Raw genomic sequence first — 23,964 nt, forward strand, 5'->3', positions numbered from 1 at the left:
CATGAGGCGGGAAGTTGCCGCTGCATTCGAGGACAGACGCGTCCTGATCACCGGCGGCCTGGGTTTCATCGGGTCCAACCTGGCCCGCAGGCTGGTGGCACTTGGCGCGCGCGTGACGCTTGCCGACAGCCTGATCCCGCTTTACGGGGGTAATCTCTTCAACATCGACGACATCCGAAGCCAAGTCTCCGTGAATGTCTGCGATGTGCGGGATCCGCACGCCATGGGCTATCTGATCCAGGGGCAGGACTTCCTGTTCAATCTCGCGGGTCAGACCAGCCACATGGACTCCATGACCGATCCGCGCACCGATCTGGACATCAATGCGGCCGCCCAGTTGTCCATCGTGGAAGCGTGCCGGCAGCACAATCCCGGCGTCAGGATCGTTTTCGCCAGTACGCGCCAGATCTACGGAAAGCCGGATTATCTGCCCGTCGACGAGCAGCACCCGATCAGGCCAGTGGATGTGAACGGGATCAACAAGCTGGCCGGCGAATGGTACCACCTGCTGTACAACAATGTGTACGGCCTGCGCGCCTGCGCACTGCGTCTGACGAACACATACGGCCCAGGCATGCGGGTCAAGGATGCCCGGCAGACCTTCCTGGGTATCTGGATCCGACTGCTGCTGGAAGGTAAGCCGATCAAGGTGTTCGGTGACGGGCTGCAACTGCGGGACTTCAACTATGTGGATGACTGCGTCGAGGCGCTGCTGCTGGCCGCCAGCAGCGATCGAACCTTCGGCAGCGTCTATAATCTGGGCAGCCGCGAGGTGATCGGCCTGAAGAACCTGGCCGAGCGGTTGGCCGCCATGGTGCCGGGAGGCCGATACGAGCTGATTCCCTTCCCGCCTGAGCGGAAGGCCATCGATATCGGAGATTATTACAGCGAGTTTTCCAAATTTTCCGGCCAGACCGGATGGGAGCCGCAGGTCGGTCTGAATGAGGGCCTGCGCCGCACCGTCGCCTATTATCAGGCGCACCATTCGCATTATTGGAGTGCTTCTGAATGATCCAGATGAACGATTTCGGGAGCGAGCCTGCGCAGCTCCGCGAAGAGATGGTTGCGGCATCCCGAAGCGTGTTCGAGTCCGGCTGGTACGTTCTTGGCAAGCAGGTCGAGAGCTTCGAACAGGAATGGGCCGGGGTTTGCGGAGCCGACCACTGCGTGGGCGTGGCCAACGGCCTCGACGCTCTGGAAATCGGGATGCGCGCGCTGGGGATCGGCCCCGGCGACGAGGTCATCACCACCCCGATGACAGCCTTCGCCACCGTGCTGGCCGTACTCCGGGCCGGTGCGACGCCGGTGCTGGCCGACATCGACCCGGCAAATGCCATCCTGGATCCGGAGAGCGTCATCCGCTGCCTGTCGCCGCGGACCAAGGCGATCGCGGTCGTCCATCTCTATGGTCAGGTCGGGCCGGTCGATACGCTGTTGGACGTCGCCCGGGACCGCGGCATCCATCTGATCGAGGATTGCGCCCAGTCCCATCTGGCCGCATTTGACGGGAAGCCGGCGGGCACCTTCGGCGCCTTCGCCGCCTGGAGCTTCTACCCCACCAAGAATCTCGGGGCCATGGGGGATGCCGGCGCCCTGACCACCTCATCGGCGGAGTTGGCCGAGACGGCGGCAATGGTGCGCAACTATGGCCAGAGCGTGCGCTACTACCATCCCATGCTGGGCATGAACAGCCGGCTCGACGAGTTGCAGGCTGCGCTGTTGAGGGTGCGCCTTCCCTATCTCGAGGGCTGGACCGCCCGTCGCCGGGAAATCGCCGCGGCCTACCACGAGCGGATCGAGTCCCCGCGCGTGAGGCTCCTGGCAAGGCCGGCCAAGCCGGAGCGCCATGTCCACCATCTGTTCGTCGTCACGACGGACGAGCGTGAAGCGCTTCAGGCGCATCTGCGCGACCGGGGCGTATCATCCCTGATCCATTATCCGGTTCCCGTCCACCAGCAGGATCCCTGCCGGCATCTGCCGCGGGACCCGAAGGGCTTGCCTAACGCCGAACGGCACGCCGCCACCTGCCTGTCCCTGCCCTGCCACCCGGGCCTTTCCGACGAGGCGGTCCACCAGGTCATTGCCGCGGTGAACTCCTTCTGAGCGATGGCCATGGAACATTACATCACCATTTTCGACTCCAACTTCCTGCCGCAAGGACTGGCGCTCCACAGTTCGCTGAAGAGGCATGCAGGCCCCTTCACGCTCTGGGTCGTGTGCATGGACCAGCGTGCGGCGGATGTCCTGACCGGCTTGGCTCACCCGGAGATCCGGCCGATTCCGCTGGCCGAGGTGGAAACGCCCGAACTGCTGGCTGTGAAGGCCGGGCGGAGCCGGGCGGAGTATTGCTGGACCCTGACGCCGCACGCGCCCAAATGGGTGTTCGAACGGGACCCGACGGCGCAGCGGGCCACTTACGTAGATGCGGATCTATTCCTGATGAAGAGCCCGTCGCCGGTGTTCGCCGAGCTCGAGGCCTCCGGGAAGTCGGTGCTCATCACGGAGCATGCCTACGACGCGGAATTCGACAAGTCGGAGGAGTCCGGCCGCTTCTGCGTCCAGTTCATGGTTTTCGACCGTGTTGGCGGCGAGCCGGTCCGACGCTGGTGGGAGGAGCGCTGCATGGAATGGTGCTTCGCCCGCAGCGAGGACGGGAAATTCGGTGATCAGAAGTACCTGGACGACTGGCCCGTGCGCTTCGCCGACCAGGTGCATGTGTTGGGGAAGCTCGATGCCTTCATGGCGCCGTGGAACGCCCGGCGCTTCCCCTATTCGGGGGCGATCGCCTGGCACTTCCATGATTTGCGCCTTCTGGGGCCGGACAAGGTTCGCCTTCAGCGCGGATACAGGCTGCCGGAATGTGTGCGCCGGCATGTGTACGGACCCTATGTGACGGAGCTGCGGCGTGCGACGGACCGGATCGGCTTCTCTGTCGTCCAGGCACAGGCGCCGGATTTGAGGGCCAGGATCATGAGCCCGCTGAAGGAAGTTTATCTGAACCTCCTTCAAATCTACCGCCAGCGCGCCGGCGATGTTGTCGAGCTGCGAAGATGACGAAAAGGCTCATGCCGACGTAATAGCTCCATGCCGCTCAAGCAGAAGCGCATCACTGAAAAATCAGCCCTAGCAATGTGCAAGACAATCATGACCGATGCGGCCGAAACCAGTCCTGCCAACCCGCTGATATCAATTGTCACCGTCTCGTTCAACAATCTTGATGGTCTGAACCGCACGATCAGGAGTGTGGCCGACCAGACCTTCCGGGATTACGAACTGATTGTTGTCGATGGCGGCTCCACCGATGGAACACGGGAGCTGCTGGATCGCCTGCGCCCGCTTGTCCATCAGGCCGTCAGCGAGCCGGACAAGGGCATATATGACGCCATGAACAAAGGCGTGAGGATGGCGCGCGGAGAGTGGATCATCTTTATGAACGCCGGCGACCTGTTCGCGGATGATACCGTTCTGGCTGCGAGTTCGTCCGTTCTGCGGGAGGGCAACGCCGGTATTGTCTATGGAGATTCCATCCTGCGTTATGCTGACGGTGCCGAACGCTATCGCCCAGCAGCAACACAGAGCAGGCTTCCATACGGCATGATCTGTTCCCACCAAGCGATCTTCAGCAGACGAAAGCTGAACATCGCGCATCCTTTCACGGTGGCACCTGTTCTTAGCGCACCAGCCTGCGATTTCGACTTTTTGGTCACGGTCTACAAGGCCGGCGAACAGTTCTGCAAGCTAGACCAAGCCATCGCCAGAGTAGAGGCCGGTGGGATCAGCGACCTGAAACGACAGGCGGTGCTACGCCATTATGTAAGAGTCCTGAAACGCCACGATCTTCTGAATGCTCAACTCGGCCTCTTCTATGCCTACCATCAGGCGCGCACGGTAATGGTCAAATTGGCACGCGCCTGCTTGCCCATTCGCGTGCTGTACGCGGGGCGCCAACTACGCTACGGGAAAAGCATCCAACATTGAGACCAGCATCACGGCGGCGGTCAGGCCAGACAGCTGTTTCCTGTTCTGCCCTATTGAACCACCTCAACCCGGCAGTTAACAGGAACGGACGCCCCCTGGGAAAGACGTGACCGGACCAACAAGCAAATCGCAACCAATTGCCTTTCCTAGAAGGACGTGAAAACCAAGCGGCTGGCCAAAGTCCGGGAGCTACCGACTTGACATGATTTTGCCAATTAAGGATACCCATATCCGTGGTACCGACACTAGCGCCATCGGGGAACAGGAGTTTGCTTTGCAAATTGACACATACGGCCAACTAGACCTCAGCGAAGTCGCGACCTCCTTTGCGCAGAAGTGGTACATCTGGCCGGGCATTATTCTCCTGTCAGCCCTCCTGACCCCGGTTTTCATGAATATGCTGGACCGTGGATACAGGGCGGAAGCGACTATTGTCATCCGGGAACAGGAGAACAGTTCTCCCCTCAGCATAATTCCCGGATTCCAGAATTCAGGAGGAGACTCCACCTTTGTCGCAGTAGTAAACAGCAGGAGCTTGGCCGAGCGGCTTGCTCGTGACGAAAGCCTGCTGGCTCTCTTGGGATTACCAGCAGTAAAGCTACCTTTGACGCAAAGAGTCGAGAACAACCTTTCGGAATTTGCTGGCTTGCCAAGTTCTAGCCTGCCGACCTCGGCGGAATCTGTCCATTCCACCGTCAAGTCCGGCGTCCAGCTGGACACGAAATCAGGCATAGTAAAAATCTCCTTTAGCAATGCAGACCCGGAAGTCTCGTCGACGCTCCTTTCCAAAATTCTGGAGGAGAGCGACGAACTGATGAAAATCATCAAACTTGATGAGAAGCGCCAAAGGCTCATCCGACTTGAGCAAATGCTGGCGAACGTAGGGAGCGAACCGGACCGGCAGAGCTTGATTACCCTTCATAACCGCCTCTCATCATCCCTAGCGGCTGATCAGTCGCTTGTTCCGTTCGCTTTCACTATTATCGATTCTCCTTCTGTATGGTCGCAGCGAAATAGGCCATCCCTCCTACTCGTATTCGCAGGCCTAGTCGTAATTACGTCTGCATTTGCAGCCACCATCATCCTTGCCCCGCACCTGATCCGGAGGCGATTGCATGGCTGATTTAATCATTAGCCAGAGACGTCGGTTCAGCATTCTCTTCTCTTTGGCTATTTTCTTCTCGCTATTCCCCTATATGCGTTTAGTTCCTTTGGCGATCGATACGCAGCCGACTGCACTGGTGTTTTCAGCTCTGGCGTTTCTCTTTCAACCACATCATAAACTACCCGCAGCCATTTACCTCCTGCTGGTACTTTTCGCATGTGCCGCATTTCTGATGTTATTTTCAGGAGTTGACTTTAGCTCCATCCGTAGCCTCCTTGGGTATTTAACGATTTTATTTACGGCCTACATTTTTTACCTATCGGCCCGGGATGATCTGGACCGGTTCCAGTCTCTGCTGAATTTCGCTATTGTCGTATGGCTCAGTGTAGGGCTGATTCAGACGCTTTTTGCCCGCGACTTTCTGACCTGGACGATTTCCGACTGGCGAACTACCGACCAACGCGGCGTGACGTCGTTGGCGCCTGAGCCGACATTTTATGGCACCCAGGCCCTGTTCTTTATGATCATGCAGATAATTGTGCGCCCACGGCTATGGCAGATCACTGCATGTGCTGTCAGCATTGTCGCCTTCGCAGCTTCAAGCCAGATACTGCTCGTCATCGTCATTGCTCTTTGCATCGTGTTTCCGACGCTTTTGACGAGCAGATCAGGTCGCAAGGCTGCATTTGTGCTTTTGCTGGTCATGGCAGCGGGGGCAGCCCTGGCGGTCGATCTACTTGAGGGGTCGCGCCTGGTAAGCCTTGCAACGTTGCTGCTCGAAGATCCAACGGCACTTGTCCTTGTGGACCAGTCCGGAAATGATCGATTCGCGAGCATCTTTGTCTCGTTGATGTCGGCGTACCAGAATGCACTTCTTCCGCACGGCCTGAGTGGATCGGTATTCCAGTCAAAATTCGTTGAAATGAAAATTCTGTTTCCCGAACTTCTATGGTTTGCCCCGCCCACCACCACGATCATGTCAGGCATAGGCAGAATGTTCTTCGAGATCGGTGCCGCTGCGTTTTTATTTGTTTTTTTAATGCTCTACTTATTTCGCCGATCAACGATTGAACTGCGGTGGCGTTGCTTTGTTTTTGCCGCATTTGGCGGCGTTCTCTTCACCGCCATTCCACTGAACCATCCTCTGGTAGGCGGAATCCTCGGGTTGCTTATATGGCGTGCGAATAGGCAGCAGGCAAGCAGCGCAAGCTCCATGGTACTTACGCCTCGAATTGCGACAACAAGCTGAGACGGGGATGTAAAATTCCGGTGAGTCGCTGTGAACTTAGGAACATGATTCCGGCGAGAGGAAAAGTTGATGGCAATGCCTTTCATTGCTCATGTCAATACCACTGTGTATACGGGCGGGGCTGCCCGGACTGTCGCGCTGTTGGCGGATGTCCTGAACAGATCACACAGGGCGAAGTGTGATGTCATCATTGGCCGCGGTCGTTCAGACGAACTGCGTTCGGTGCAATCACTTGATCCCGGCCGCATCGCGACCATTCTGAATGTCTTTGCCTTCCGACTTTTGGGCAGTGAAGCTCCGCTATCACGCTCGCGGTGGGAACTTTACCTTCCTGAACTGCAAAAGTACGATTTGATCCACCTACACAATGCACACGGCTATTATCTACCGATGGGGGCTCTGGAAAGAATACTTGAGCGTCCTTGCGTGTGGACTCTCCATGACTATTGGCTAGGCACGGGCAGGGAGTGCTACCCTCCTCGGTCATCCACCAGTAAGGCTTCCTGGGTGTCCCGCATGGCTCCATTCTATGGGCGCGGCTACCCGGTGGAATTCGTTGATCGTTCGGCTTGGCGCGGCGCCCGCCTACGTGCACTGGTCGGCCGCCATCGGCCAGCCCTGATCGTTCCGACAGCCGATATGTTGCGCCGGCTGGGTGAGCTGGGGCTGGAAGGTCTGGACGTCACCGTTATCCCACACGGCATTTTCCCGGATTCGCAGCCGGAACCTGCTTGGGACCGTGATGCGGCGAGGCACGCGCTCGGCATCCCGGCCGACGACTTCATGGTGCTGTTTGCCGCGGCCCAAGTGGACCACCCCATCAAAGGATTCCGCTGCTTGGCGGAAGCAATTCGTCCGATACGGGAGAACTCCTTTTCCCTCCACGTTGCAGGCGGGCGAGATCAGGCGTCCAGACGCTTGGTCGGCAACGGTGTCACCTTCCACGGGCAAACGGATGCAGGCCGTATGGAGATGCTGATGGCCGCCTGCGATTTATATGTATCTCCATCCTATGACGAGACCTTTGGATTGACCGTCGTAGAGGCGCTAGGACAGGGGGCTCGTGTATTGTGCTCTGATCTACCTGTTTTGCGTGAGGTCTCACAGGGTGCGGCAAGTTATTTCCCTGTCGGGGATAGCCGCGCACTTGCAGTGCTCCTGCAGGAATCGATAGCAGAGGGATGCGAACAGCCAAGCACAAGGTTGCAACGCGCGCGGATGATCCGCCGCTACTATCGCTTTGGATCATGGGCGTCCGCCCACCTGCATCTCTATCATAGAGTTATATGCCGAGGAGAAGTTTAGGTACGCATCCGGCGGACGAAGCAGTGACCGTCGCGAGACTCCCAGACGGACTGCGGGGCCTTTTGGCGGGTGACCTTGACCTTGACCCGGATTTTCCTCCAGCCAGGACGAGAGTCCGGCGGTTTCTGAGCCTGACCCGGATTTTCCTCCACCCGGATTGAGAGCCGGGCGGCTTCATCGGCCGGGGTGAACCCCGGCCGATGAAGCGAATTCGGCGGGTGTCTGGTACCCCAGGGATGTGTGAGGACGGGTCTCGTTGTAGTCCCGTCGCCGCGTCTCGATCTTGGCCCGGGCGTCCTCCAGGCTCAAGAACCAATGCGTGTTCAGGCACTCGTCCCGAAAGCGCCCGTTGAAGCTCTCCACGTAGGCGTTGTCCGTCGGCTTGCCGGGCCGGGAGAAGTCCAGGACGACGCTGTTCCGGTATGCCCAGTGGTCCAGCACCTTGGAGACGAACTCCGGGCCGTTGTCGACCCGCACATTCTCCGGAGCGGCGCCCCGCTGGAACTGGAGCCGCTCCATCACGGCCACCACATCATCCCCGCGGATGCCCTGGTCGACGTGGATGGCCAAGCATTCCCGGGTGAAGGCGTCGACCACGGTCAGCGCCCGAAATCGTCGGCCGTCGAACAGGGCGTCGGACACGAAGTCCATGGCCCAGATCTGATTGGGCCGCACGGCCGGCAGACGGTCCAGCCGGTGCGCCGCGGCGACATGCCGCCGCGGCCGTTTGGACCGCAGGTTCAGCCCCTCCTGCCGGTACAGCCGGAGAACCCGCTTGTGGTTGATCGCCCAGCCCTCCCGCCGCAGCAGGATGTGGATGCGGCGATACCCGTAGCGCTGACGCACGGCGGCGATCTCCTTGATCCGGAGCCGCAAGGGAGCCTGATCGGGACGGCGGCTGCGGTAGCGGTGACTCCGTCGGCAGAACCGCATCACAGCTCGAGATTCGGCGTTCACTCACCCGATAGCGATCCTGAAGCCATCGGACAATCTCCCGCCGCCGAGCAGGCGTCAGACCTTTTTTGCCAGCACCTCCTGGAGCATGGCCTTGTCCAGGCTGAGATCGGCCACCAGCCGCTTGAGCTTGAGGTTCTCCTCCTCCAGCTGGCGCAGCTTCCTGAGCTCCGACGGGCCCAGGCCGCCGTACTTCTGCTTCCAGCGGAAGAACGTGGCTTGGCTGACGCCCATCTTGCGGCAGACCTCGTCCACCCCCGTTCCCAACTCCGCCTGGCGGAGCGCAAAGGCGATCTGCTCCTCGGTAAACTTCGACTTCCTCATCGATCGGCACTCTCCTTTCTCAGGTCAGTGATCTTGCCGAACGACTCTCAGTCCGACTGGAGGAATTTTCCGGGAAGGGGTCAACACTGTGAAACCGGAAAGCTCACCCACGGAAATGGAGAATGGAAGGTGGCGCTCGTGACGCTCACGTTCTTTCCTACATGTTCATGCCCGCGCCCTCAGCGCCGGCGCAAGGCGACGATGTTCTGATACGCATATATTTCGCAGGTTGCGGGCACATACTGCTTTACTTCCAGCAGCTTCCCGCCAGGAAGCAGCCGGTAGATTTTGTATCCCTGGAGCAAATCCCAGAACTTTTTGAAAGTGGCGCCACTGAAGACATTCATTTCGTTGAACTCGAAGAGAACCGCATCGATCCGGCCTTGTTTCAGCATTTCTCCCGCGCCCAAGAGGCATTTCAGTTCATTGCCCTCGGTATCGATCTTCAGCAAGGATATCCGTTCCACCCCATTCTTCCGGCAGTATTCGTCCAGGGTGAGGACTGGCACGCTCAGTGCCTTCACCTCGCTGTTGCGCAGATCCGAAATGGCCTCCTTGTAGAGGGACGCGTGCGAGCTACCCTCCTGGTCACTGTAGTCGTAGAGCGACAGTTCACCCCTGCATTCACCGACGGCAGCCTGGATGCAGGTGACCGATGAGGATCTCAGCCCATCGGACAGGCGGCTGAAATTCTTCGGGTGGGGCTCGAAGGCATGAATCCTTACGCCCGGAACCTCCTTGGTGAGGAATTGCGCATACCTGCCGACATTTGCGCCGACGTCGAACACGACGGCATCCGGCACATGCTTTACGTATGCCACGCTCCAGGCTTCCTCGCCGGACAGCTCTTCGGACTCGTAGTTCATCACGCCGAGCCCTCTCAGGGAGAGGAGATGGATGAACGTGTTCAGCTTCTGCGTCGACGGGCGCGCCATGGCGCGCGCCCAGCTCCTCTGTAGCCAGCCACTGACGTGAACTTTGATGGACTTGCTCATTTGTATTCCTCGATCTGCAAGGATGTGGCGGGGCTGGCTGTGAATGGCTTTGTAGGTGCTGGTCGTTCAGGCCGTGCGGTCGGCCTTCAGCGATCGGTACAGGTCGGCAACCTGTCGCGCGGCTCCCAAAGGGCTGAAAGCCCTGAGCTTCATCGCGAACATGTCGCGCGTGGCATTATGAACGAGGTCATAGAACAATGCCGCCGCCGCCTGGGACATGATGGTCGCGTAGGCAGCACCCATGATCCCGTAGGAAGGTATCAGCAAGAGGTTCAGCACGACGTTCATGAATGCGCCGGCAAGTGTTCTCTGCAAGCTGAGATCCGAACGATTATCGAGGATCAGCGCCTTCCCACTGGCGACGCCCAGGAACACGAACAACGAGCCCCAGATGTGGGTGGCCAGGACCGGGCCCGCCGCCGCATATGCCGGACCGAACAACAGCACCGTTACCCAGCCGGACAGAAACGTTACGGGGACCGCGACGGCGAACGAGATTCCCACCATCAGGCGGTACAAAGCTTGTAGCCTGTCCCGGTAGGCCTGTTCGGACACGGCCCGGGCGGCGATGATGGCGGGGAAGACCGAGTTTATGACGGCTGTCGCCAGGAAATACCATGATTCGCTGAGTCGAACCGCCGCGGAATAGACGCCCACGGCCTCTTCCCCGATCATCCGACCGAGCATGATCTGGTCCGTCTTGATGTAGACGAGCACAGCGACATTGGCCAGAATCAGGGGCCAGGCGTCGTGGAGCAGAGCCCGCGCCCGAGCCCAGCCAAACTCCCAGTCCCGGAGCCGGTTCTGCTTTCGGGAATAAACAATCAGCAGGGCCGCGCTGGTGAAGGTTGCTTCGGCGAGCGCAGCATATGCGAAGGCTGTGACGCCGGCGTCGAGGAAAATCAGGGTGAGCCGGATACCGGCGACCGCGGCCACGGCCCCTGTTTCGGCCCAGACGACGTATTTCGAGTTGACCTGGGCTTCAAACCAGTACTTCACCGCTTCGGATGCCCTGAGTACCAGGGTGATGCTGAGAATTGCGGCGATGGACTGGGCCAGGGTGTCATTCGGCTCCGTCATGAGCACGGAAATGTTGACCACCGCGGCCGCGAAGAAGCCGCCGGCCAGTTGCAGCATGAATGCCGTGCCAAGGGTCTGGTCTCTTTGATCTGGAGACCGCACCAGATTTCGCACAACGACTTCGTACAGCCCCATGCTCGCCAGGGCGCCCGCGAGGGTAACGATGGCCTGAAGGTAGCTGAACAGGCCGAAGTCGCGTGGACCGAGATGACGGGCGATCCAAATGCCGACGACCACGCCCAGCCCCAGGCGCAGAACTTGACCGCTGAGCAACCAGCTAATGTTCGAAAGGGCCTTCACCAGTTGCGTGCGCTGCTGCAACATCGGTACGAGGTGCGCTATGGCCCCGCGCCAGCCCCGGATCGACCCGGGTGCGCTACGGGGCGGATGTGACGGGCTCATGGAACCATCTGTCTGCGGGCGGTTTGGAGAGGGTCATCCCTCGGCAACAGTCCTGAGATACCGTCCATATTCAGACTTGGCATAGCGCTCCGCCAATTTGGCAAGCTGCTCCCGGTCGATGAATTTGGCCCGGTAGGCCACCTCCTCAAGGCAGGCGATCTTCAGGTTCTGGCGGCGCTCCACGGATGCGACGAAGTTGTTGGCGTCGAGCAGCGCGTCGGGCGTGCCAGTATCCAGCCACGCTATGCCGCGGCCGAGCAACTCCACCGTCAGGGACTGCTCCGCAAGATACAGCTTGTTGAGGTCGGTGATCTCCAGCTCCCCGCGCGGGGACGGCTTTAGGCTCTTTGCCTTTTGGACAGCGGTGTGGTCGTAGAAATAGAGGCCCGTGACGGCATAGCGCGATTTGGGCCGGACCGGCTTTTCCTCAAGCGACAGCACGCTGCCGTCGCGGTCGAATTCGACGACGCCGTAGCGCTCGGGATCGGCAACCTGATAGCCGAACACCTTTGCGCCGCGCTCGATTTTGGTCGCCCGCTGAAGTACGTCGATCAACCCGTCGCCGAAGAACACGTTATCGCCGAGGATCAGGCAGGAGGGCGACCCTGCCAGAAACGCCTCCGCAATCAGGAAGGCCTGGGCCAATCCGTCGGGAGAGGGCTGCTCCGCATAGGACAGGGAGACGCCCCATTGAGCGCCATCGCCCAGAAGGTCCTTGAACGCCGCGCTGTCCCGCGGTGTCGTGATGATCAGGATCTCCCGGATACCGGCAAGCATCAGCATCGATAGCGGATAATAGATCATCGGCTTATCGTAGATCGGCAAGAGCTGCTTGCTAACGGTGTGCGTGATGGGATGCAGACGGGACCCCGAGCCTCCCGCGAGAATGATGCCCTTCATCTGAACTTAGGCTCCTCAAGCTCGGACGTCCGCGGACGCCGTACGACAGGTAATTACGCAGTGTACTGTGTCCAGCGGCCTTCCCGAATCAGGCCTTCGCCTTGGCAGCGCCGAGGCCGAGCCGCTGGCCGGCGCCGGATCGTTCCCAGAGCGGCCTCCACCAGGCCTCGTTCGCAAAGTACCAGTCGACCGTGCGCGCGAGACCTTCCTCGAAGGTCACGGTCGGTGCGATGCCCAGTTCCCTGCTCGCCTTCGCGTCATCAATGGCGTAGCGCAGATCATGGCCGGGCCGGTCGGCGACGTAGGTGATCAGTTCGGCGTGGCGGAAGCCGTCGCCGCGTGGATCACGCTCGTCCAGCAATGCGCAGATCGTCCTCACCACGTCAATGTTGCGCCGCTCGCTCCGGCCGCCGATGTTGTAGCTCTCACCCGGACGGCCGTGGGTCAGGATCCTATGCAGGGCCCGCGCATGGTCTTCGACGAACAGCCAGTCGCGGATGTTCTCCCCCTTGCCATAAACCGGCAGCGGCTTCTTGTGCAGGGCGCTCAGGATCACGAGGGGAATGAGCTTTTCTGGAAATTGCCGGGGACCGTAGTTGTTCGAGCAGTTCGAGATCAGCGTGGGTAGGCCGTAGGTGTGATGCCAGGCGCGCACCAGATGATCCGAGGCGGCCTTGCTGGCCGAGTAGGGGGAATTGGGCCGGTAGGGTGTATCCTCGGTGAAATACCCCTCAGCGCCCAGGCTGCCGAAGACCTCGTCAGTGGAGATATGCAGGAAGCGGAAGTCCGCGCGGTCCCGATCCGCAAGACCTCGCCAGTAGGCGGTCGCCGCCTGAAGAAGGACCGAGGTACCAACCACATTGGTCCGAATGAAGGCGACAGGACCATCGATGGAGCGGTCGACGTGCGTTTCGGCGGCTAGGTGCAGAACTGCACAGGGCCGGTAGCGGTCCATCAGCGAAACGATGGATGGCGCATCACAGATATCGACTTTCTCGAAGGTGTAGCGCGGATGGTTGGACACCTCCGACAATGTCGCGAGATCGGCGGCATAGGTTAGAGCGTCGACATTGACGACACGCAGATCGGCGTCGAGCAGATGGCGCACGGTGGCTGAGCCGATGAAGCCGGCTCCTCCCGTAACAACGACCGTATTTCTGTCCACCGCTCCTCCTGACCGCCCAAGGGCGGCTCCCTCTATATCGCCAATTTTCCACTCACGCGGAACAAGGGCCCTGATGAATCCGGCTGTGGGCCGCTATGCATCCGGGATAGGGGCACGAGTTGCATGTGTCGCCCTGGCCTTGGATGCATAGCGTCTTAAGGTCACTGTTTGGGAATGGCGCCCGGCGCGTGCTCGTGCGCGTCCCGCAGGGTCGGATCGGCCATCAGCTCCATGTCGGCCCGCATCATTTCCGCCACCAGTTCGCTGAAGGAGGTGCGCGGCGTCCAGCCGAGCTTTTCCTTCGCCTTCGTCGCATCGCCCAGCAGCAGATCGACTTCCGTCGGACGGAAGTAGCGTGGATCGATCTCCACCAGGACCTTTCCAGTCGCCGTGTCGATCCCCTTCTCCTCCACGCCGCTGCCGGTCCATTCGATAGTGCGGCCGGTATGGCTGAATGCCAGCTCGACAAATTCGCGGACCGGGTGGGTTTCGCCCGTTGCCAGCACGAAATCGTCAGGCTTGGGCTGCTGCAAGATCATCCACATGCCTTCAACATAGTCGCGGGCATGGCCCCAGTCGCGACGGGCATCCAGATTTCCCAGGAAGAGCTTTTCCTGGACGCCAGCATGGATGGCTGCCACGGCGCGCGAAATCTTGCGGGTCACGAACGTAGAGCCACGCAGCGGGCTCTCATGGTTGAACAGGATGCCGTTGGAGGCATGCATCCCGTAAGCTTCGCGGTAATTGACCGTGATCCAGTAAGCATAGAGCTTCGCCGCCGCATAGGGGCTGCGCGGGTAGAAAGGCGTGGTCTCACGTTGCGGCGTCTCCTGGACCAAGCCATAGAGTTCCGAGGTGGACGCCTGGTAGAAGCGGGTTCGGTCCTGGAGCTTCAGGATACGAATCGCTTCGAGCAGGCGTAGAGTGCCGATGCCATCGGCATTGGCCGTGTATTCCGGCGTATCAAAGCTGACCTGGACGTGGCTCTGGGCACCGAGATTGTAGATCTCGTCCGGCTGTGTTTCCTGGATGAGGCGGATCAGATTCGTGGAGTCCGTCAGATCGCCGTAATGCAGGTGGAAGCTGCTGGACGCCTCATGCGGATCACGGTACAGGCCGTTGATCCGCTCAGAATTGAACGATGAAGAGCGGCGCTTCACACCGTGAACGGTGTAGCCCTTGTTCAGAAGAAAGTGGGCCAGATAGGCCCCGTCTTGGCCAGTGATACCCGTGATCAGTGCCACTTTTGCGGACATTACGCGCTCTCCGATTGATGAATGGCAAGCCGGCGAACCCGGAACGAACCATTCAGGCAGATGAGATGACCCGAACTTGCCTAGATTTTATGTGAATATGCTTGATTGTTCGTTACGCGGCCCGCAGCGATTCAGCGTGCTCGAGGCAGCATGCATAGGTGTCGGCGATGCCCTTTTGCAAGTCGATCCTAGCCTTCCAGCCCCGGGCATTGATGCGGCTGACGCAGGAGCTCGCGAGGCGTACCGCCCGGCCTGCTGATGTCGAAGTGGAATGTGCCGTCCCAGCCCACCGTGCCGGCAATGATGCGGGCCAGTTTGGCGATGGATACGTCCTCGCGGACCCCAACATTGATCGTGTCTTCCTCGGAGTTGGTTTTCGGCAGATGGCTGCAGGCACCTGCCAAGTTGTCGACATGCAGGAACTCCCGGCGCGGCGTTCCCTTACCCCAGAGTTCGACGTCCTTTAACCTGTCTTGCTTGGCGAAATGAATCCTGCGCAGTAAGGACGGAAGAACATGGCCGGTCTCTCGATCGAAATTATCGTTCGAGCCATACAGGTTCGTCGGCATGGCTGAAATGATCTCGCAGCCATATTGCCGCCGGTAGGCTTGGCAGAGCTTGATCCCCGCGACCTTGGCGATGGAGTAGCACTCTTTAGCCAGTCGCCGGACGATAGCGGAGCCGACCATGCCGCCTTCGCCTGCAACCCAGACCCGCCGACCCGCAAGAGAAAACGGGCTGATTACGCCGGAGATAGCAGGCACGGCTCCAGTTCGTAGCATTTGGAACTCCGGGCTGAACGCGGCAACTCAGAAAGTGCTGATGCTGAAACGTGAATCTCACGCCTTTCGGACGCAATCACTACCGCGGCAGGCGGCCAATAGCAACGGGCAGCAGCTTGAAAACCTATCCGAAGAGCAGCGCCACCCAACCGAACGTGTTAGCCCCACCCCGCGGCCTTTTCGGTAGCTGATGACAAAGCAGCTATCATTTCAGCTTCAAATGCATGGCCGCACCTCTTCGACAAAGCGCTTCGGCCTGATGCTCAGTCCAGCAACCTCTCCCAGTCCTGTCGGATATATGTTTCGCCGCCCGCCCATGCAGCGCCCAGGAGGGAGCCACGCGTCGCGAGGATCTGGCCGCCATCCCGGGTCAGGGGGCGGTACAACCATGAAAGCGAGCCACGTACTGATCTGACGAGCAACTGGTCCAACGGGACAGTAATATAAAAGCCCTTGTCGAAGCGGCCTTCGCCGAATTCCTCGGGCGGGACATCAGTGAAAGTGGCGAAGGCACCGATGGTGATGCCGCTGTCGAACGTGCGGGAAAGCTCGAACGTAGCGCCGACGTCGCCCGCAAGGTAACGCCCCGCGCGCACACCGATATTCACGTCCAGCGGTTCGTAATAGTAGAAGCCGCTGACATGACCGGTCACGACATCGTAGTCGCGGAAGTCGAATCTCTGATCGTAATCGCGCTGCTTGACCCAGTTCAGATCGGCGCCGATGGCCCAATTCGCGTTGATGGGGCGGTACATCAACTCGCCGCCGACACCGCCGAACATTTCCTCCAGCAGTCCGCCGTACACGCGCCCGAACAATTCAGGCGTGACGTTGAACGCGTACTCGCCCTGCAGATTGATTAGAGCTGTATCTCCTTCCCGGAGATAGGCGGCGATATCGGAGCGGACATGCGGCAGGACACTGTCCGACGGGACCCGCATCTTATCGAAGTTGTTGTAGATGTCGACGCCGACGCTTCCGGACAAGCTCAATCCCCGACCGAACTGGACGGCGGCACCGGCACGCGCCCAAACTTGGTAGAGGAAGAAGGCTTCAGGCCGCCCAATGGACTGACGGAAACCCGGCCGAAGGGTCCAGCTGAAGGTCGGATAAACATCGTTGCGGACCGGGGCGTCGCGAAGCGTCAGGGGTGGCGGCATGATCCGCGTGTGCGACCAGATCTCTTCGACGGACCCTCTCCCGTCCAGTGTAAGCGCCCCTTCCAGGTCGCTACGCAGCAGCGACACCTCGGCCACTTCCATGCCCCGCTCGATCAGGACCAGGGAAAGCTCCTCATATTCCGGCGGAAGGAGGTTTGCGGCGACGCGGACTGCCCGACCGATTCCGCGGGCGGTTTCGCGATAGCGGTTCTGCGACATGAATATCTGGGCCTTCGGCGCCGAGAAATCGCCTGCGAACGCGAAAATGCCCTGCTGACGCAGATCCTTTGTCAGCTTTTCCCAAAGCTCGTCGCTGATCCCCGTCTGGCCGACAGGCACTCCGATCTCCGCTTCGCCAGAGGCGGGGGATTCCGCCATCTGGTCCGGTAGAGCCGGATCCGGCCTTACTGTGATACGGAAGCGCTCATGCCCTCCAGACTGCGTCGCCACGTCAACGATGTCCAAGGTGCCGCTCGATTGTGAAAGCAGGTGGCGACCGATCGCGATGGCAGCCGCCACTTCGTCCTTCAGCGGTTCTCCAGCCAGTCCGATCCATGCACGGCTACCGTCGACCGATGCATCATGAACGAAGTAGCCATGCTGCGCAGCCACCGGTCCGGCAATGGACCGGATCTGCACGGCATCTATCCGCGATGCCACAGCGCCGGGTACTGTACCGGACGGTTCGGCCACAAGCAGTCGACCCGGAGCCGGCAGGATAGCGGCGGGCCGCGGCTGCATCAGTGGCGCCGGCGGATCAATCTTGGGAACGCGGGAGCGCTCGTGAAAGTTTGTCGTCGCTGTGAGGCGGAACATGGCGCGATTGCCACGCTCCAAGCCAACAGCGGTGTGCAACCAGTCGAAAGGCTGGTACTCGACCGCGACATTCACCGGACTGTCGACATCGAAGCGGTTGCCCAGCGGCTCGAACTGATAGCTGTTCGGATCGTATTCGGCCTTCAGGGTGAGACCATCGATCGGCATTTTATAGGAGATGCCGCCGAAGAAGGCAGCCTGTCGGCCAGTGAAGAAGTCGAGTTCGACCGTTCCGCCGCCGGGGGTGAATGCTTGGCGCTGATCGAACCGGCTGCCGAAAATTCTGAACGGGTTGCTTACATGGTTCCGCGTTGACAGGTTACCCCATCCCATGCCGAAGGACAGGTCGATGTCACCGAAACGCTTGTTCGCCACGACATATTCCGACGCGAACAGCCCTGTTCCGCCAATATCACGCGCACCGATTGCGATTTGCGGCAGGTTGAGGCTTTCCTGGACGAGGCGGATTTTCAGGTCAACGCCACGATCTTTGAAGCTCTGATTTCCGCTGAATGTTGGAAAAGGACTGTACAGCCGATTGCGGATATCGGTGTAGCGGAACGTTCCTTCCAGCCAGGGGAAGGGCTGGAAGGTCAGGTAGTAGCGGAGATAAGGCCAGACCAGGGAACTACCGGCGAAGAAGTCGCCGTCACGCCCGGTCCGGGCAGTCGGCGTCTGAATCAGTCCGACCCCGCCGAAGTCGTTGACCAGAACCGGCGCCCCAACCTCTTCGGCTGCCACGGCAGCCTGGGCGGAAAGTGCGATTACGGCGGAGGCGGTGGCCAGGAGCCCCCGCCGAGCCTTTAATCCGCCCAGCCGAAACATCTTGGGAGCCATCAGTTGTTATTGATCACTGCCAGCGAGGCGGCAGCCAGCGCGATGTCACTCACGATGCTGACGATATCCCGGGTGGTATTAAGGAAGCTGAACGGGCTGACGTCTTGGGGAACCACGATGGTGGAGCCAGGCGGAATGAGCACCGACCGTTCAAACCATGCCCCCAACTGCAGCGGCTGCGACTCGCCGTTCGGGAAGATGATGAACGCGTTGCTCCTGTCAGCCTGATCCGATGGACCTCCCGCGAGCTTCAGGTAGTCGGTCGCCTTCTGGCCCGAACGGAACATCACAGCGCCTGGATTCAACACAGCTCCGCTGATGGTGACATGGCTGGGCCGCTTCGGAACCGTCAGGCGGTCACCCGCTTGCAAGATGATATCGGCTTCAGGACGGGCGGCCAGCACAACAGGATCGGCCTCGACCACCAGCCGACCAACGGCAGGCTGCGTACGAAGGCGCTGAACCAATGTCTGGAAGAACGGCATCGCCGCCGTGATCGAGGCGGCTGTGCTGCCTGAAGTCGCGATCATCGCAGGCAACCCGACCTCGATCTCCTGGGCAACGCGTCGGAAGCCCTCCTCTTCCGTAAGGCGCACGCTCTCGCGGGTGAAGACGGCGCCATAGGCGTAGGCCTGGGTCGTCAGACCGCCGGCGCGCTGAATCAAATCCGACAGTCGCTCGCCGCGCCTGATCTCATACCGCCCCGGAAGGGCGACCTCACCTGCCAACTCGACAAAACCACGCTCACGCTCGGAGATGCGCGCGCCCACCCGAACCGACTCTCCGGGACCGATCGTCACGGCGGCAGTCTGGTCCACTGCATATCCGCTACGGCGCTGACCCTTCACGTCCATCAGTTCGATGTTGGTCAAGTCGGCACTGACAGATAAACCACCCGCGGCCTGAAGAAGATTGTTGAGGTCCGTCCCGGGGGTCACCGGATAAACGCCTGGAACCCGTGCTTCGCCCTGGACTGAGACGGCGTATTCAAGAAGGAATGGCAAAAGGTCTGGATGTTGGTCGAAAATCGTCGGACAGGGTTGGACGTTGGCCAATTCCCGCTCGCTGGCAAGACCAGGCAGGGTCGTCGTTTCACGCTCGCCGGAAAGATCAGGTAGGGCTATCGCATTGCGCCGTCGGGACATGGTCTGGAAGACGACGCTTGAGGCGAAGCGCCCGCCGGACAGAGCATTGACTTCAGCCAAGGCGCGAAGACCCTCGCACGCGAAGTCGGTCCGAATCGGCATGCCATCCTCAATACTGATCAGGCCGCTTGGCTGGGCCAGAGAGGCACCGGACCGTTGCGCCCCAGGCTTACGCTGTGTTCCCTCCGACAGGCCCGTAGAGTTTCCCCTTCCAACTTGGTCGGGCGAAACAGAAGGGTTCGCCTGGATTGTCTGGATACGCGTCCTCTGCTCCGCTGCAGCCACATCGACGCTTGTTGGCGTAACGCCGTTCAGAACAGCCTGCACGTCGGCCGACGATAGGTAACGAATGTCATTGTGGCTGAAGACCACCAGCGTGTCCCGAGGATGCAGTTGGACATCGATCTCACCGCGGTAGACGCGATTGAGGTCGACGGCGGACTTCCGGGTCTGGCGCGTCACCGGATCTTCGGAAATCAGGACCGCCAGTGGGAGATAGGGATTTGACTGCAGGAAGTCCGGGGAGCGAAGCAACGTTGACAGGCTCGGATAGCTAGCGACCGACCGCTCGCCCTCGATTTCTACATTGCCTAGGGTCGAAAGTGCGGAAGGTTCCTGAGCTACAACGAGAATGTCGCCTGCCTTGACGGCTGCATTCTGGTCCGGGAGAAGCAGAGGGCGGTTGCGGCCAGCCTGGTCGAGCCTGAAGGCCTTAACCTGATTGCCAACGGTGCGGATGGGACCGCCGGCAATCTTCATCGCCTCAGCCAGAGTTATCTCATCGGTGCCGGGGGGCAGTTCGAACACGCCGCCACGCACGACATCGCCGGTCACAGCCATTGTTTGCCCGATGGTATTGACGATGATCTGATCGCCGTCCTGAAGGCGCACGTCGCCAAGCGGTCGCGCGTTGATCAGAAGATCGTAAAGATCGACCCGTATCCGCTGTCCATTGCGAATGATCGAGATATTGCGGAGCGTTCCACTCGGAAGAATGCCGCGCGCCCGGTGAAGCGCCTCCATCAGAGACGAGAAACTCGTCAACCGGATCAGGCCAGGATCTCTGACCTCGCCGCCGACAATAACGCTGATACTCCGGATCGACCCGATGGATGCAAAAACATCCGTCCCCACATAGGCCGAGGCAACGCGAGCCCGCAAGTCAGCCTCGAAATCACCGAAGGAGCGGCCCGCAGCGGGGATCGGCGGCATATCTTCAAGCAGAACGCGGCCTTCCCGGTCAACCCGGACCGGGGTCGATCGGTTCACCTGCCCGCGCAGTGTGATGATGAGTTCATCCCCGATGCCAAGGACATAATCCGCTGGAACAGCGCCGTTCACAAGCAGATTGCGGTCCTGGAGGTCGGAACCGGTTGGAATTGCGGAACCCGTGAAGGAATAGCCGAACTGCCGGACTTCCATGCCGATCCGTGCGGTGTAGTCGCGTTCGATGGAAGACAGCTCGATCCGCGAGTTAGCAGCATCCCAGACCTCCTGCTCAGAAGCATTATCCTGCTGCTCACTGGGATGCAAATTCCGGCGGGCATTGTCCAAGGCGTTCTGGTCTGTTCGTCCAACCTGTTGGAGCTGGCTTCTCAGCACGTCGGGGATCGCGTTGAGATCCATGTTCCCCGTTGGAAGCGTTACCGTCTGAGCCGCCGCCGGGCCAACGCTGACAGCCAGGAGAACGCATGCTATACGAACCCCGGCAGCCGTCTGAACAAGCGCGGCTGGACGACGGATAATCGGCATCAAAATCCCCATGATTGAAAACTCACACCTACGCAGACCAATTGCACGTGGGCGCGCCGCCGTGCTGTGCCTGGTGACTTTGGCACTGTCCGGATGCGGACTGGTTAACACCGAATCGCCCTTCTGGGCAACGGTTGCCGCGATCCGTGGCGGCAGCGACACCAGCCCGCCTGTGGACCGAGCACATGTGGACAATCTGCCCTATGCATCCATGCTCGCGTGGTTCGACGATACGAAGCCATCGTTCATCGTACTTGGTCAGGTTCAGAACGGGCGTCTTTTCTGGTATTCGGCAGGTCAGCAGGTCATCGTAACCAGAGGGCCGTATGTGATTCAGACCGCCGGGCTTGGTCGAGACCTGACCGCTGTACAATTCACTAAGGGCAGTGTGGAAAGCCCGCTCAATCTGATTGGGCAGGAAAGACAGCGGAGCCTCGATGCTCGAGGCGAAGGGCGGTTCGCCTGGGAGTTGCGGTGCACCTACAGCAGCGCTGGCCGGGAGAACGTAGTTATTCTCGAGCGGCCAATGGAACTGTCGAAGGTGCGGGAAACCTGCCAGCAAACCGAGGGGAAGCCGATCGAGAACACCTACTGGGGAGATCCCCAGACAGGACTCATCTGGAAGTCGCAGCAGGTTCTCCTCCCCGGAATGGCGCCGCTGAATATTGAAATTCTGAAGCCCTTCGGCTGATGCGACGAAGCATGCGTTTATCCGGTCCTAAGCTATAAATCCAGCCTGTGGCCTCGGATAAATCGGGGTACGCGGGCGTGGTCGGCATTTCCATCGACCAACCACAAAAAAGGGCCGGCGATCCGCCGGCCCTTTCGAACTCAATCGAGTATTACGGTCAGCGGGTGCTGGTAGCCGTGCTGGTGCTGGTGCTGGTGCTGGTGCCCGGCGTAGTGGGCGGCGTTACAGGCCCCACATCGTCGTCGCTGTCACCACCAGCGGCAATGGCGGCGGCAATACCGGCCGCAAGCGCGACGCCGCCGACAACGGCAACGGTGGAAAGGGTGCCAGCGCCGAGCCCGGCAGCAGAACCGCTTCCAGCCGGCTGGCCGGTTCCGGCGCCAGCACCGGCGCCCTGCGCGGTCTGGGCAGACGCCATGGCAGGCGCAATGGCCAGCGCGAGCGCAACAAACAGGGTCGTGGATTTCATTGCGATTTTCCTTCGTAACGTCCAATCAGGGTAGCGTTGCCGCAGGTGGACAACGGCGCATCTCAGCCAAGCCCTAGCGCGCCCGTCAGGGTTAGGCCCTCCATCTATACTACCACCTGCACAAGGAGCAAAGCTCTCTTTTATTGCAGATGTTTGGGTCTTCTCACGGTGTGGCCGTGAGGTGACTCCGTCCAGCGATGTCACTGTTCCACCCCATGCCTACTCTGTACCCGCGGCTTGCTGCTGCCGGTACAGCCGAAAGGGTTGCGGATGGGGTGATTCAGTGACATGCGGGGTGGTGATGCTCAGTGGTGGCGTTGGAATGGTGACACAGGCAAATATCGGATCCAGAAGCATTTTTCTGGGTTGGAATACCTGTGCTAGCTGTGTCTAAGAGACAGATCGGAGGGGCAGTAGGATGGGGGGCCTATTCAGGACTCCCTGCCTTGCTGCTGTGCAGGGCAATGCGCTGAAAACACGCCAGCAGGAATGTCAACGTTCCCCCTCCGGCTCGATCCGACAGTGAGGAACAGCCCCGTGGCGTTGAGCCAAGTTTAATCGGACAAGCGGCTGGCACTCATATTCATATAGTGCCGATTCGGAATCGGTCTGGTGAGCTGGCTTGGCATCGTGAGGTCCGAATCACAACGGTCAGGTCCAATCACAATAATGTCCATCGGACGGTGCCCCCGGAGTCAGGGAGCCTTTGCCCTGAATGTGAGCAGACCGATTCGCACCAGCGGAAAGCTGTCGAGTCGAGAGGGGTGGAACAGGGACATGCGACCGTCACCCAATCGCCTTCCGCGAAGCTTGTCGAGGACCTGTTCGGGGTTTCGGTGACATGCGGTCAGGGGAGAGCGTTCCACAGTGCGGGACAGGCCCTATGAAGCAAAATGCACCATAAACTATTGGAATCACGCGAAGTTCTTGAGTGTGTTCGGTTCGGTCCAATCCCTGCGCGGACTTAGACTCACGCGTAGAGTCCGGCCTGAATCCCTGTTAGGAGCAGTTAGAGAATTAACGGGTTTTACCGTTATAGGTCCGAAAAGACGTTCTAAATCAGTAGCTTGAAGCGATTTGCGTTTCCAATCCAACGCGCTTTCGTCCTTGATCCAACGAGGCAGCGTGCCTGAAACCCCGAACTGAGGTGGCTGATGGAACGGATCGCTGTCCCTGATCCAACAAGGCAGGAATCTACGTCGCCGTTCCAACGATTCTGGCGGAGTCCCTCGAAGAACCGCTGAATCCGGGCCCTCGGTCGAGCGACGTCACCGTTCCAACGAAATCCGGTCGCTGTTCCCCCAATGCCATGTCACCGTTCCCCCGAATCCTCGGCCTGGAATGCCGCTTGCCGCCGTAATCCGACCCCCAAATCTTCGTTGTTACGGTGACATCGGCACAATCGCTTGTGGACTCACCTGGGAAGCTCCCGCCTAATGCCCTTCAGCACAGCGTCGGCGGAATGCTCTGGTCGTTGGAACGGTGACGTTCGCGGCCCTGCTCCTTCTGGCTCTGTGCGGACTGCTGATCCGGCCCAGCTGCGAGGCACCATCCCTGGCTGCTTCTGGGCCGTATCGACCCGGCGTTCCGACCATGCCG

At 60.0% G+C, this 23,964-nt stretch carries 17 protein-coding genes and 1 pseudogene; 8 read left to right on the forward strand and 10 right to left on the reverse strand.

Features of this window, described 5'->3' with window-relative positions:
• Window position 1 precedes the first annotated feature (1 nt).
• The 7 genes from DOL89_RS16575 to DOL89_RS16605 all read left to right on the forward strand — a co-directional run bounded on the left by DOL89_RS16575 (window position 2) and on the right by DOL89_RS16605 (window position 7,637).
• Window positions 2-1,012, forward strand: coding sequence for an NAD-dependent epimerase/dehydratase family protein (locus DOL89_RS16575; RefSeq protein ID WP_119680509.1), 1,011 nt, complete (start codon window positions 2-4; stop codon window positions 1,010-1,012).
• On the forward strand, window positions 1,009-2,103 hold the full coding sequence (locus tag DOL89_RS16580; protein ID WP_119680510.1) for a DegT/DnrJ/EryC1/StrS family aminotransferase: 1,095 nt from the start codon (window positions 1,009-1,011) through the stop codon (window positions 2,101-2,103). The genes DOL89_RS16575 and DOL89_RS16580 overlap by 4 nt, the downstream gene beginning before the upstream one ends.
• A 9-nt stretch (window positions 2,104-2,112) precedes the next feature.
• Window positions 2,113-3,054, forward strand: a complete 942-nt coding sequence (locus tag DOL89_RS16585; protein ID WP_119681322.1) for a glycosyl transferase — start codon at window positions 2,113-2,115, stop codon at window positions 3,052-3,054.
• Between the two features lie 30 nt (window positions 3,055-3,084).
• Entirely contained in the window at window positions 3,085-3,978 is an 894-nt protein-coding gene (locus DOL89_RS16590; protein ID WP_119680511.1) for a glycosyltransferase family 2 protein, read from the forward strand.
• A 202-nt stretch (window positions 3,979-4,180) separates the two neighbouring features.
• Window positions 4,181-5,101: a GumC domain-containing protein gene (locus tag DOL89_RS16595; RefSeq protein WP_119680512.1), complete on the forward strand. Its 921-nt coding sequence runs from the start codon at window positions 4,181-4,183 to the stop codon at window positions 5,099-5,101.
• Window positions 5,094-6,332 carry a hypothetical protein gene (locus DOL89_RS16600; protein WP_119680513.1) on the forward strand — a complete coding sequence of 413 codons (1,239 nt, stop codon included), beginning with the start codon at window positions 5,094-5,096 and terminating at the stop codon, window positions 6,330-6,332. Before DOL89_RS16595 ends, DOL89_RS16600 begins: the two co-directional genes overlap by 8 nt.
• A 69-nt stretch (window positions 6,333-6,401) precedes the next feature.
• On the forward strand, window positions 6,402-7,637 hold the full coding sequence (locus tag DOL89_RS16605) for a glycosyltransferase (RefSeq protein ID WP_119680514.1): 1,236 nt from the start codon (window positions 6,402-6,404) through the stop codon (window positions 7,635-7,637).
• A gap of 174 nt (window positions 7,638-7,811) precedes the next feature.
• On the opposite strand, the pseudogene DOL89_RS16610 reads toward DOL89_RS16605, so the two are convergent.
• The 9 genes and pseudogenes from DOL89_RS16610 to DOL89_RS16650 all read right to left on the reverse strand — a co-directional run bounded on the left by DOL89_RS16610 (window position 7,812) and on the right by DOL89_RS16650 (window position 21,079).
• Window positions 7,812-8,915: pseudogene (locus tag DOL89_RS16610) on the reverse strand (IS3 family transposase).
• A 179-nt stretch (window positions 8,916-9,094) separates the two neighbouring features.
• The gene (locus DOL89_RS16615) at window positions 9,095-9,910 is read right to left on the reverse strand and encodes an FkbM family methyltransferase (protein WP_119680515.1); all 816 of its coding nucleotides are present in this window, start codon (window positions 9,908-9,910) and stop codon (window positions 9,095-9,097) included.
• 66 nt (window positions 9,911-9,976) lie between these two features.
• Window positions 9,977-11,314, reverse strand: coding sequence for a flippase (locus DOL89_RS16620; RefSeq protein WP_162937605.1), 1,338 nt, complete (start codon window positions 11,312-11,314; stop codon window positions 9,977-9,979).
• Window positions 11,315-11,425: 111 nt separating this feature from the next.
• Entirely contained in the window at window positions 11,426-12,292 is an 867-nt protein-coding gene (gene rfbA, locus DOL89_RS16625) for a glucose-1-phosphate thymidylyltransferase RfbA (RefSeq protein ID WP_119680517.1), read from the reverse strand.
• A gap of 88 nt (window positions 12,293-12,380) precedes the next feature.
• Window positions 12,381-13,457 carry a dTDP-glucose 4,6-dehydratase gene (gene rfbB, locus DOL89_RS16630; protein WP_119680518.1) on the reverse strand — a complete coding sequence of 359 codons (1,077 nt, stop codon included), beginning with the start codon at window positions 13,455-13,457 and terminating at the stop codon, window positions 12,381-12,383.
• A 161-nt stretch (window positions 13,458-13,618) separates the two neighbouring features.
• On the reverse strand, window positions 13,619-14,713 hold the full coding sequence (gmd, locus tag DOL89_RS16635) for a GDP-mannose 4,6-dehydratase (RefSeq protein ID WP_119680519.1): 1,095 nt from the start codon (window positions 14,711-14,713) through the stop codon (window positions 13,619-13,621).
• 188 nt (window positions 14,714-14,901) lie between these two features.
• A complete protein-coding gene (locus DOL89_RS16640; RefSeq protein WP_225890010.1) occupies window positions 14,902-15,477 on the reverse strand; it encodes an NAD-dependent epimerase/dehydratase family protein in 576 nt (191 codons plus the stop codon).
• Between the two features lie 281 nt (window positions 15,478-15,758).
• Window positions 15,759-18,308: a YjbH domain-containing protein gene (locus DOL89_RS16645; RefSeq protein WP_119680520.1), complete on the reverse strand. Its 2,550-nt coding sequence runs from the start codon at window positions 18,306-18,308 to the stop codon at window positions 15,759-15,761.
• Complete coding sequence (locus DOL89_RS16650; RefSeq protein WP_162937606.1) at window positions 18,308-21,079, reverse strand: SLBB domain-containing protein; 2,772 nt, start codon at window positions 21,077-21,079, stop codon at window positions 18,308-18,310. Before DOL89_RS16650 ends, DOL89_RS16645 begins: the two co-directional genes overlap by 1 nt.
• Window positions 21,080-21,215: 136 nt before the next feature.
• Here DOL89_RS16650 and DOL89_RS16655 point away from each other — a divergent pair, with 136 nt between their 5' ends.
• Window positions 21,216-21,896: a YjbF family lipoprotein gene (locus tag DOL89_RS16655; protein ID WP_119680522.1), complete on the forward strand. Its 681-nt coding sequence runs from the start codon at window positions 21,216-21,218 to the stop codon at window positions 21,894-21,896.
• A gap of 157 nt (window positions 21,897-22,053) precedes the next feature.
• Here DOL89_RS16655 and DOL89_RS16660 read toward each other — a convergent pair whose 3' ends face one another.
• Entirely contained in the window at window positions 22,054-22,365 is a 312-nt protein-coding gene (locus DOL89_RS16660) for a hypothetical protein (protein WP_119680523.1), read from the reverse strand.
• Between the last annotated feature and the right edge of the window lie 1,599 nt (window positions 22,366-23,964).

Origin of the sequence: Indioceanicola profundi (assembly GCF_003568845.1) — a bacterium.
Classification (GTDB): Bacteria; Pseudomonadota; Alphaproteobacteria; order Azospirillales; family Azospirillaceae; genus Indioceanicola; species Indioceanicola profundi.

Bases quoted from the DNA above. Each gene is read 5' to 3' on its own strand.
- DOL89_RS16595 (WP_119680512.1), top strand. From the start codon at position 4,181: ATGATTTTGCCAATTAAGGATACCCATATCCGTGGTACCGACACTAGC.
- DOL89_RS16660 (WP_119680523.1), bottom strand. From the start codon at position 22,365: ATGAAATCCACGACCCTGTTTGTTGCGCTCGCGCTGGCCATTGCGCCT.
- DOL89_RS16645 (WP_119680520.1), bottom strand. From the start codon at position 18,308: ATGGCTCCCAAGATGTTTCGGCTGGGCGGATTAAAGGCTCGGCGGGGG.
- gmd (WP_119680519.1), bottom strand. From the start codon at position 14,713: ATGTCCGCAAAAGTGGCACTGATCACGGGTATCACTGGCCAAGACGGG.
- DOL89_RS16585 (WP_119681322.1), top strand. From the start codon at position 2,113: ATGGAACATTACATCACCATTTTCGACTCCAACTTCCTGCCGCAAGGA.
- DOL89_RS16590 (WP_119680511.1), top strand. From the start codon at position 3,085: ATGCCGCTCAAGCAGAAGCGCATCACTGAAAAATCAGCCCTAGCAATG.
- DOL89_RS16620 (WP_162937605.1), bottom strand. From the start codon at position 11,314: ATGTTGCAGCAGCGCACGCAACTGGTGAAGGCCCTTTCGAACATTAGC.
- DOL89_RS16615 (WP_119680515.1), bottom strand. From the start codon at position 9,910: ATGAGCAAGTCCATCAAAGTTCACGTCAGTGGCTGGCTACAGAGGAGC.
- DOL89_RS16580 (WP_119680510.1), top strand. From the start codon at position 1,009: ATGATCCAGATGAACGATTTCGGGAGCGAGCCTGCGCAGCTCCGCGAA.
- DOL89_RS16605 (WP_119680514.1), top strand. From the start codon at position 6,402: ATGGCAATGCCTTTCATTGCTCATGTCAATACCACTGTGTATACGGGC.
- DOL89_RS16600 (WP_119680513.1), top strand. From the start codon at position 5,094: ATGGCTGATTTAATCATTAGCCAGAGACGTCGGTTCAGCATTCTCTTC.
- DOL89_RS16575 (WP_119680509.1), top strand. From the start codon at position 2: ATGAGGCGGGAAGTTGCCGCTGCATTCGAGGACAGACGCGTCCTGATC.
- DOL89_RS16650 (WP_162937606.1), bottom strand. From the start codon at position 21,079: ATGGATCTCAACGCGATCCCCGACGTGCTGAGAAGCCAGCTCCAACAG.
- rfbA (WP_119680517.1), bottom strand. From the start codon at position 12,292: ATGAAGGGCATCATTCTCGCGGGAGGCTCGGGGTCCCGTCTGCATCCC.
- DOL89_RS16655 (WP_119680522.1), top strand. From the start codon at position 21,216: ATGATTGAAAACTCACACCTACGCAGACCAATTGCACGTGGGCGCGCC.